The 9,976-nt window shown below is 71.3% G+C and carries 10 protein-coding genes; 6 read left to right on the top strand and 4 right to left on the bottom strand.

The window, feature by feature from the left end:
- Positions 1-521: CDP-diacylglycerol--glycerol-3-phosphate 3-phosphatidyltransferase (gene pgsA / locus ACFVJS_RS22670; RefSeq protein ID WP_378885243.1), on the top strand; the 521-nt coding region annotated here is incomplete at its 5' end.
- 125 nt (positions 522-646) lie between these two features.
- Here pgsA and ACFVJS_RS22675 read toward each other — a convergent pair.
- The gene (locus ACFVJS_RS22675; RefSeq protein ID WP_378885246.1) at positions 647-865 is read right to left on the bottom strand and encodes a hypothetical protein; all 219 of its coding nucleotides are present in this window, start codon (positions 863-865) and stop codon (positions 647-649) included.
- Between the two features lie 348 nt (positions 866-1,213).
- Positions 1,214-1,387, bottom strand: coding sequence for a hypothetical protein (locus ACFVJS_RS22680; RefSeq protein ID WP_378885247.1), 174 nt, complete (start codon positions 1,385-1,387; stop codon positions 1,214-1,216).
- A 173-nt stretch (positions 1,388-1,560) separates the two neighbouring features.
- Between ACFVJS_RS22680 and ACFVJS_RS22685 the strand changes: the two genes are divergently transcribed.
- From ACFVJS_RS22685 to ACFVJS_RS22705, 5 genes are all read left to right on the top strand, one after another.
- A complete protein-coding gene (locus ACFVJS_RS22685; protein ID WP_378885249.1) occupies positions 1,561-2,649 on the top strand; it encodes an ExeM/NucH family extracellular endonuclease in 1,089 nt (362 codons plus the stop codon).
- A 144-nt stretch (positions 2,650-2,793) separates the two neighbouring features.
- On the top strand, positions 2,794-5,220 hold the full coding sequence (locus tag ACFVJS_RS22690) for a beta-N-acetylglucosaminidase domain-containing protein (protein ID WP_378885252.1): 2,427 nt from the start codon (positions 2,794-2,796) through the stop codon (positions 5,218-5,220).
- 19 nt (positions 5,221-5,239) lie between these two features.
- Entirely contained in the window at positions 5,240-5,725 is a 486-nt protein-coding gene (locus ACFVJS_RS22695; protein ID WP_378885254.1) for a CinA family protein, read from the top strand.
- 60 nt (positions 5,726-5,785) lie between these two features.
- On the top strand, positions 5,786-6,073 hold the full coding sequence (locus ACFVJS_RS22700; protein ID WP_040754988.1) for a helix-turn-helix domain-containing protein: 288 nt from the start codon (positions 5,786-5,788) through the stop codon (positions 6,071-6,073).
- A gap of 118 nt (positions 6,074-6,191) precedes the next feature.
- Positions 6,192-6,428, top strand: coding sequence for a hypothetical protein (locus ACFVJS_RS22705; protein ID WP_378885257.1), 237 nt, complete (start codon positions 6,192-6,194; stop codon positions 6,426-6,428).
- Here the strand turns inward: ACFVJS_RS22705 and ACFVJS_RS22710 are convergent.
- Together ACFVJS_RS22710 and ACFVJS_RS22715 are read right to left on the bottom strand one after the other, a co-directional pair.
- Entirely contained in the window at positions 6,425-7,177 is a 753-nt protein-coding gene (locus tag ACFVJS_RS22710; protein ID WP_378885258.1) for a DNA-formamidopyrimidine glycosylase family protein, read from the bottom strand. The two genes, ACFVJS_RS22705 and ACFVJS_RS22710, sit on opposite strands and share 4 nt — an antisense overlap.
- Positions 7,178-7,181: 4 nt before the next feature.
- Positions 7,182-9,976, bottom strand: a 2,795-nt coding sequence (locus ACFVJS_RS22715) for a DNA glycosylase AlkZ-like family protein (RefSeq protein WP_378885260.1), incomplete at its 5' end; no start/stop codon positions are given.

Below are 9,976 nucleotides of genomic sequence, written 5' to 3' on the forward strand. Positions count from 1 at the left end.
CCGACGGCGGCGACAACCCGACGCTGCGCTGGGTCGCCTTCGCGATCTTCGCGCTGGCGATGATCACCGACAAGATCGACGGCGACCTGGCCCGCAAGCACAACCTGATCACCGACTTCGGCAAGATCGCCGACCCGATCGCCGACAAGGCGGTCACCGGGATGGCCTTCATCGGTCTCTCGATCGTCGGCGACATCTGGTGGTGGGTCACCGTCATCGTGCTGCTGCGTGAGTGGAGCGTCACGCTGCTGCGGCTCTCGGTGCTGAAGAAGATCGTGATCGCGGCCGACCAGCTCGGCAAGATCAAGACCACCGTCCAGGCGGTCGCGCTCGGCGGCCTGCTGCTGCCGCTGCCGCACGGTTCGGCCCACGGCGGCGCCTTCGGCGACGCCCTGGTGTGGGAGCTGCTCTTCTACGCCTTCCAGATCTGCCTCGCGGTGGCGGTGGCTCTGACGATGTGGTCCGGCTTCCAGTTCTTCCAGGGCGTGTGGAAGCAGCGCGCGTCCCTCCGGTCCTCCTAGATCTCCAATTTCGGGTAGTTGTAACTCCGTTACCGGACGTTCATCGAAGATCCCCGCGAAGAAGGCGTACGCGGCGTTATTGTCGCGTTTCGGTCGGTGCTGAATCGGGCAGACCGCCATCGCCCTCAACCTTCCACACGCGGGGAGTCATCCATGTTCTCAGCACGCCAGGTGCTCGGTTCGGTGGTCGGCCTGACGGCCGCCGTCGCCGGCATCGGTGCGGTCGCCATCCCGACCGCGCGCGCCACCACGACGACCGATCCCGTCGCGATCGCCGACATCCAGGGCACGGGCACCACCAGTCCGCTGGCCGGCCGGACCGTCACCACCAGCGGGGTCGTCACCGCGGCCTACCCTTCGGGCGGGTTCTTCGGGTTCTACCTGCAGACCCCCGGCACGGGCGGGTCGCTCGACCTCGGATCCCACGACGCCTCCGACGCGCTCTTCGTCTACCAGCCCCGCTCGGCAGGCCCGGTCACCGTCAAGCCGGGTGACGCTGTGACGGTGACCGGTGAGGTGACCGAGTACGCCGGTCTGACTCAGGTGTCGGTGCCCGCCGCTGCCGGCATCGTCACCGACGGCACCGGCACCATCGAGCCGGTCGTCTCGCAGTGGCCGGCGACCGACGCGCAGAAGGAGTCGCTGGAGGGGATGCTCTTCGCTCCTCAGGGTGATGTCACGGTGAGCAACACCTACGGTGTCGAGAACTTCGGCGAGCTCGGTCTCGCCCACGGCGACCGTCCGCTGATCCAGCCGACCGAGGTGGCCCGTCCCGGGTCCGACGAAGCCGCGGCGGTGAAGGCCGACAACGCCGCTCGCGGGATCGTGCTCGACGACGGCTCCTCGACCACGCTGCGCCCGCCCACCAGCCGCACCATCCCTTACGTCTCCAACACCTCGCCCGTCGTGGTCGGCGCCTCCGTCGACTTCCGCGGCCCGGTGATCCTGTCCCAGGGCGGCTCGCCCTCGGCGCCCACCTACCGCCTCCAGCCCACCCAGGTCGCCACCGCTGACCCGGCGTCGTGGCCGGCCGACTTCGGTGCCGTACGCAGCGACGCCCCCCGACGAGCGCAAGATCGGCCGCCACGCCGACGTGAAGATCGCCTCTTTCAACGTGCTCAACTACTTCACCACGCTCGGGGACGCCGACGACGACAACGTCGGCGACGGTGGCTGCACCGCCTACAAGGACCGCGCCGGCGACGGCAACAACGTCAGCGGCGGCTGCAACCAGCGCGGCGCCTGGGACCCGGCCGACTTCGCTCGCCAGCAGGCCAAGATCGTCTCCGCGATCAACGCGCTCGGCGCCGACGTCGTCGGTCTGATGGAGATCGAGAACTCCGCCCGCCTCGGCGAGACCCCCGACGAGGCGACCAACTCGCTGGTCGCCGCGCTCAACGCGGCCGCCGGCCGCAAGGTCTGGACGGCCAACCCGTCCTCGGCCGAGCTGCCCGACGCCTCCGGCGCCGACGTGATCACCAACGCGATCATCTACAAGCGCTCGGCCGTACGCCGCATCGGCGAGTCCCGCGCGCTGGGTGACCAGAGCGGCGACGACCAGGCCTTCGGCAACGCCCGGGAGCCGGTCGGTCAGATCTTCAAGCCCGCCGACGGCGGGGCCCCGTTCCTCTTCGTCGTCAACCACTTCAAGTCGAAGGGCTCGCCCGGTCCGTGGCCGGGCGACGGCGACACCGGCGACGGCCAGGGCGCCTCCAACGAGTCGCGGGTCCGCCAGGCCACCGCGCTGGTCTCGTGGGTCTCCTCGATCCGGTCCGAGACGGGCGTCACCGACGTCGCGCTCGCCGGTGACTTCAACTCCTACACCCAGGAGGATCCGATGCAGGTCCTCTACCGGGCGGGCTTCGCCGACTCCGAGACCCTCAGCGGCAACGACGAGTACAGCTACTCCTTCTCGGGTCTGTCCGGCTCGCTCGACCACGTGCTGCTCAACCGGCACGCCCAGCGCCGCTTCACCGGCTCCGACATCTGGTCGATCAACTCGGGGGAGTCGCTGCTGCTGGAGTACAGCCGCTACAACTACACCGGCCTCGACCTGCACACCGACTCGCCGTTCCGCTCCTCCGACCACGACCCGGTCATCGTCGGGCTCACCCGCAACGCCGGCTAGCCCCACCTCCCGCCGAGTCGGCTCGTCTTGACGGGCCGACTCGGCGGAGGTTGTTGCGCCGAACCGGTGCCCGGAACAATTTGCTCGGGCGCCTTGCTAAATCGGTTAACCTCCCTAGCGAGTCTTGTCGCGAGGGAGATTGCCATGCGTGAGCGTTCCAGGAAGACCGTTGTCATCACCGCCTGCGTCGCCGCCGCGGCGGCGCTGGTCGCCACCGCGGCCGTCGTGCCGCCGGGTGCGGCCAGGGCCGGCTCGGGGCCGGTGAGCGCGGGGGCCCAACCGCTGCCGACCGTCTCACCGACGCCACGCTCGATGACCCGGGCCGGTGCCGACCTGCCGATCCCCGAGCGGATCGAGCTGGTCGTCGGTGACGATACCGACGCCCCCGCCCAGGAGCTGGTCGGCCGGCTGTTCCGCGAGCACGGGGTGACGCGTCTGGACCTGGTCGCAGAGGCCACGGGCACTGCGCCGCTGACGGTGCTGCTCGGCTCGGCGGACCGTGGTGACGTACGCGACGGGCTCGGGGATGTCGAGGTTCCCGAGGTCGCCGAGGGCTATGCGGTGCTGGCAGACGCGTCGACGACCGGGGTCGGCACGGTGACGCTGGCCGGCCACGACACCACCGGCCAGTTCTACGCCGCGCAGACGCTGCGGCAGCTCTTCGTCGCCACCGACGACGGCTGGCGGATCGCCGGCGCCGAGGTGAGCGACGCGCCGCGGATGCCCCTGCGCGGAAGCATCGAGGGCTTCTACGGCAAGCCGTGGACCCACGCCGAGCGAGTCGACCAGCTGCGGTTCTACGGCCGGATCAAGGCCAACACCTACGTCTACGCGCCGAAGGACGATCCCTACCACCGTGAGCGATGGCGCGAACCGTACCCGGCCGACAAGCTCGCCGAGCTGCGCGAGCTGGTCGAGACCGCCACCGCGAACCACGTCCGGTTCACGTTTGCTCTTTCGCCCGGCAACACCATCTGCTACACCGGCGCGAGCGACCGGGCGGCGCTGGCGGAGAAGTTCCAGGCGATGTACGACATCGGGGTGCGGGACTTCTCGCTGCCGCTCGACGACATCGCGCTCTCGTTCAGCTGCGCGGACGACACCGCGGCGTACGGCCAGGCGACCCAGGCCACCGTCGGCCGCGCCCAGGCCGAGCTGCTGAGCTGGCTGCAGACCTCGTTCGTGGAGACGCACGAGGGGGTGCGGCCGCTGCAGACCGTGCCGACGCAGTACGGCGACCTCACCGAGACGCCCTACAAGCAGGCCTGGCGCGAGCACCTCGTGCCCGAGGTCGTGGTGATGTGGACCGGCACCGACGTGGTGCCGCCGAGCATCTCCGTCGACCAGGCCTCGGCCGCCCGCGAGCTCTTCGGACGCAAGGTGTTCGTCTGGGACAACTACCCGGTCAACGACTTCGGTCAGACCGCCGGACGGCTCCTGCTCGGCCCGTACGCTCACCGCGAGGCGGGGCTCTCCGGGCATCTCGCCGGCATCGTCTCCAACCCGATGAACCAGGCGTACGCCAGCAAGCTCGTCGTCTTCACGATGATGGACTTCGCCTGGAACGACCTCGGCTGGAACCGGGCGACCTCCGCGCAGCAGGCGGCTCGTGACCTGGCCGGCGGCGACCCGCGGGTGACCGAGGCGGTGGAGATGTTCGTCGACCTCAATCACGCCGCGCCGACGTTCGGGCCCGACCTGTGGCTGCCGCAGTCGCCCCAGCTGGCGGAGCGCACCGCCGCGTTCTGGCGGCAGTGGGAGACCCAGCCGCAGCGTGCGGTCCGCGCCCTACGGCCGACGGCGCGGCTGATGGCGTCCACGCCCGAGACCATCCGGGCCGGTGTCGAGGAGGGCTTCGTCGCCGATGCCGACCGTCACCTCCAGGCCACCGACCTGTGGGCGGACGCGATGGACGCGGCGCTCGACGTGCTCGACGCGGTGCGTCGTGCCGACGCGGATGCCGCTGCGGCGGCACGGTCGCGCATGGAAGACCTGGCCGAGGAGGCGTCGCAGGTCCGATCCGAGCCCGGCAAGAACCGGGTCGAGGGTCTGGTCATGATTGGCGACGGGGTGCTGGACGCGTTCCTCGAGGACGTCGCCGCCGAGCACGACGACTGGCTGGGCCTGCCGCCGCTGCGCAACGTCTCGGAGGGGAAGGCGGCCACCCAGGTCTCGGACTGGTCCTCGGCCTACGGCGCGGCCAAGGCGGTCAACGGCAGCGTCTACGACTTCAGCACCACCTCGGGACGTGAGGCACAGCCGTGGTGGCAGGTCGACCTCGGGGAGTCCTACGACCTCGAGAAGGTCAGGATCTACAACCGGGTCGACTGCTGTGCCGAGCGGGTGCGCGGCTACTACGTGCTCGTCTCCGACTCCCCGTTCCCGGCGACCCTGGCCGAGGCGCTGGCCGACCCCGCGGTGACCTCCCACTTCGAGGCCGACCAGGCCGGACGCCCGACGAGCATCGAGCTGCTGGCCCACGGCAGGTACGTCCGCGTCTGGCTCTTCTCGTCGACACCGACCGAGCTCAACATGGCCGAGGTGCAGGTCTTGGGCCGGTCGGTGGGCTGAGGCCGCTACTGTCGGGTCCATGGAACAGGTCGAGGAGCTCCACGCCGCTCTCCGGGAGGCCGGCGCGACCCTGGCGACGGCCGAGTCGCTGACCGCCGGCCGCCTGGCCGCCATGCTCACCGACCCGCCGGGTGCGTCGAAGACGTATCGCGGGGGTTTCGTGACGTACGCGACCGAGCTGAAGCATCTCCTGCTGGGCGTTCCCGTCTCGGTGATCGAGACCGTCGGGGTGGTCTCGGCGGAGTGCGCGGCGGCGATGGCCGCGGGCGCCCGCGAGCGGTCGGGATCGACGTACGGGCTTGCGACCACCGGGGTCGCAGGCCCCGAGGAGCAGGAAGGAAAGCCCGTGGGGACGGTATTTCTGGGCGTTTCCGGTCCGCACGGTGAAACAACGACGCAACTTGGGCTGTCGGGCTCGCGTGCGGAGATCCAGCGTGATACGTGTTTGTTCGCTGTTGATGAACTACTCGGACTACTTCGGCGGGAACATCGAAGGGTCAGGTAGCGTTGGAGCCAGACGTCACCCAGATGTCGGTGACTTGTGACCTGTAGGAGGCTGACCGCAATGGTGCTCTTCCGTCGACTTCTCGGCGAGGTGCTTCGTGCCCAGCGGCTCGAGCGTGGGATGACCCTGCGCGAGGTCTCCGCAGAGGCGCGTGTCAGCCTCGGCTACATCTCCGAGGTCGAGCGCGGCCAGAAGGAAGCCTCCTCCGAACTCCTCGCCTCGCTCTGCAGCGCCCTCGACGTGGCTCTCTCCGACGTGCTCCGCGACGTCTCCGACGCGGTCGCCCTCGAAGAGGCCACCATTCTGCGGATGCCCGTTCGCGCCGCTGCCGACGCCGCCGCTGCCTGATTCTCCCCAATCTGGGGGAGATTTCCTCGCCAGTGTCTCAACCGGGACGCTGCCGTCTCCTTGGTGATGTGGGCCCACGACGGGCCCGCGCATGTCATGGGGAGATGGTGCAATGCGCATGGCTGTCGAGAACGAGCTTCCAGATCTGACGCTCCCGGCGCCGCGGGGCGAGGGAGACTCGGATTCCCCCGACCTGCTCGAGGCCGAGCTCTTCGGGCTGGAGGAGACACTGAACATCCTTCGCGACGAGTTCACCTCGGTCGCTCCAGGTGAACGCGCTCACGTCGCCCGCCACATGCGTGACACCCGGGTCCGGATCGCCCAGATCCGGATGCGGCTCCTGCGCGGACGCTAAGCCTGGCACCTCGCGCAGTAGTAGGCCGGGCGCTCCTTGCCGGGCGGTCCGACCCTGGCCACGGTGACGGTGCCGCCACAGCGCCGGCAGGCCCGGCGGCCGTAGACCCACATCTGGCGAGACCGTGACCAGTCGGCCTGCATCAGGTCACGGGCGCGCTGGACGATCCGGGGCAGCCTGTCGCCGGCGTCCGCCACCGTACGCAGCGGGCTGATCCCGGCGATGAAGCACGCCTCTGCGGCGTAGATGGTGCCGATCCCGGCGAGGTCGGTCTGGTCGCGCAGCGCCTCGAAGAGCGGGCGGTCCGGCCGGCGGCGGAGGCGTTCGAGAGCCGTGTCGGGGTCCCAGTCGTCGGCGAGGATGTCGGGGCCGAGGTGGGCGACCAGCCCCTCCTCCTGCTCGCGCGGGACCAGCTCGACGATACCGAGCAGGAACCCGACCGCCTCGATCCGCTCGCTGCGGAGCACCACCCGGGCCTGGAACCCGGGTTTCGGCCAGCGCCGCCCCGCTTCGAGGACCCGCCAGGAGCCCTCCATCTTCAGGTGGGTGTGCAGCGTCCACTCGCCGGTGCGGTGGTCGATCCGGGTCAGCAGGTGCTTCCCGTGGGTCACCGTGCCGAGGACCGTGCCGCCGGAGAGATCGGCCGTGGCCAGCTGCGGCACCCGAAAGTCCGTACGCGTCAGCACCTGTCCCGCCAGCCCCCGGTCGAGGGCACGGGCGGTGCGGAGCACGGCGTCGCCTTCGGGCACGTCCTCACCTGCTCGACGAGGTCAGGCGCAGGCCGCGCGGGGTGGCGATGAAGCCGGCGTACTGCAGCGCCTGCCGCAGCGGGGTCTCGCCGGACCCGAGCAGCGGGGCGCCGTCGGCCTTCTCGACCGTCAGTCGCCCCAGCGCGCCCCGGCGGACGGCGTCGGCGAGTGCCTCGGCGGCGGGCTCGAGCAGGTTGGGGTCCTCCGACCAGGTCAGCAGCGTGCGGCCGCCGCGCTCGACGTACAGCGCCAGCTCGCCGTCGACCAGCACCACGATCGCGCCTGCCTTGCGGCCGGGCCGGTGGCCCTCCTCCGAGACCGGCCAGGGGAGGGCAGCGCCGTAGGGGTTGGCGGGGTCGGTCGCGGCGAGCGCGAGGGCGACCGGCTTGTCGGAGGGGTCGACCCGGGAGAACGTACGCAGCCGGTCGACCGACCCAGCGGTGCCGAACTGGGCAGCACCCAGGCCCTCGACGAAGTAGCCCCGTCTCGCCCGTCCGGACTCCTCGAAGGCGCTCAGCACCTTGTAGACGGCGGCGAACCCTCCGGGCGTGCGCTCGGACTGCACCGAACCGCGAGTGACCACGCCGTGGCGGTCCAGCAGCCGCTCGGCGGCCGCGTGGGCGCGCTTGGTCGGATCGGGGTCGGGCTCGGGCAGGATCGTCCACCGTCCCGCCGTCTCGGGGAGGCTGGCCCGGGTCGGCATCCGCGCGCCCCCGGTGTAGCGGCCGCCGCGAGCTCGGGGCGGCGGTCGCCGGGAGCGATGCGAAGGCGTGCCCGAGCGGGTCAGCGCCCGCAGCGGCAGCAGCGTGTCGTTGCTGACCCGTCCCGACCAGACCAGCTCCCACAGCGCCGCGCTCAGATCGGCGTCGCTGGGTGTCTTCTCGTCATCGGTCGTCACCGTCCGGGCGAGCTGGTGGAAGAACCAGGCGCCGCCCGGCTCCAGGGCTTCGAGGAGCCGCTCGGCCAGCGGCCCCGGTGGCATCTCGGTCGGCGGCGGCAGAGTCAGCTCGGCGGTGTCGGCCGGGTGCAGCGAGACCCAGCCGTCGGTGCCGGGCAGGGTGCCGTGGCCGGCCCAGAGCACCTCGCCGCCCGCGGTCAGCTCGTCGAGGAAGGCCGGCTCGTAGTCGACCACCCGCGCCGGCAGGATCAGGCTCTCCAGCGCGCTCGCCGGGACCGGGCAGCCGGCGAGCTGGTCGACGACGCTCAGCACTCCGTCGACCCCGCGCAGCGCGCCCTTGCGTACGGATGTCTTCTGCCACGCCGGGAGGAACCTGCCCAGCGCGGCCGGCTCGACGGGCTCGACCTCCTTGCGCAGCCGGGCCAGGGAGCGCCGGCGCAGCATCCGGAGCACGTCGGCGTCACACCACTCCAGCCCGCTCCCGCCCGGCCGGAACTCGCCGTCGAGCACCCGCCCGCGTGCCGAGAGCCGCGCCAGCGCGTGCCGGACCACCGCCTCGCCCAGTCCCAGGCGCGCCGCCACGTCCGCGGCCGTGAACGGCCCGTGCGAACGCGCGTAGCGCGAGACCAGGTCGCCGACCGGATCCTCGACGGGCTCGGTGAACGCGGACGGTACGCCTGGGGGGACCGCCACCCCCAGCCCGTCCCTGAGCCTGGCCACATCCTCGACCACCGCCCACCGAGCCTCCCCGGCGACGCGCACCTCGACGACCCGCCGAGCCGTGGCCAGGTCTTCCAGCATCGCCGAGACGTCACCCCGGTCGGCCGAAGCGTCAGCCTGGACGGCCGAGGCGTCACTGCCGTCGGCCGAGATGTCAGTCGATGACGTGTCGCCCGACGAAGCTGACGCCTCGGCCGACGTGGCCGACCACTCGGCGGGGGTGGTCCGAGCGACGATCTCGTCGAGGGTCAGCGGACCGATGGTGCGGACGAGGTCGGTGATGCCCTCGGCCCCTCGGGCGCGACGGCCGGGAGCGAGCCGCTGGAGCTCGGACTCGACCTCGGCCAGGACCTCGGGGTCGAGGAGCTCGCGGAGCTCGGCTCGGCCCAGGAGCTCGGCGAGGAGACCCTGGTCGAGGGTGAGCGCGGCGGCGCGGCGCTCGGCGAGGGGGGAGTCACCCTCGTAGAGGAACTGGGCGACGTAGCCGAACAGGAGCGACTGGGCGTAGGGAGAGGGGGTCGGCGTGGCGACGTCGACGATCGAGATCTCGCGGCGCTCGATGCGCTGGAGGAGACCGACGAGCGAGGGGAGGTCGTAGACGTCGCGGAGGCACTCGCGGACGGCCTCGAGGATGATCGGGAAGCTCGGGTATTGCGAAGCGACCTCGAGGAGTGCGGCCGAGCGCTGGCGCTGCTGCCACAACGGCGAGCGGCGGCCAGGATCACGGCGCGGGAGGAGCAGCGCTCGCGCCGCGCACTCGCGGAACCGGCTGGCGAAGAGCGCCGACCCGCCGACCTCGGTGGTGACCAGGTCCTCGATCTCGTCGGGCTCGAAGACGATGATCTCCCCGGTCGGGGCCTCGGCATCGGTGTCGGGCAGTCGGATCACGATGCCGTCGTCGCTGTCGATCGCCTGCCCGTCGACCCCGTAGCGCTCGCGGATCCGGGCGTTGATCGCGAGCGCCCAGGGCGCGTGGACCGGGCGGCCGTAGGGGGAGTGGACGACCAGCCGCCAGTCGCCCAGCTCGTCGCGGAACCGCTCGACGACGATGTTGGTGTCCGAGGGGAGGATGTTGGTGGCCTCGGCCTGCTCGTGCAGGTAGGTGACCAGGTTGGCGGCCGCGTAGGTGTCCAGGCCGTCTTCCTGCGCCCGGGCTTCGGCCTTCTGCGCGGGCATCGCGG

The sequence above is a fragment of the Nocardioides sp. NPDC057772 genome, assembly GCF_042798075.1.
GTDB lineage: Bacteria > Actinomycetota > Actinomycetes > Propionibacteriales > Nocardioidaceae > Nocardioides.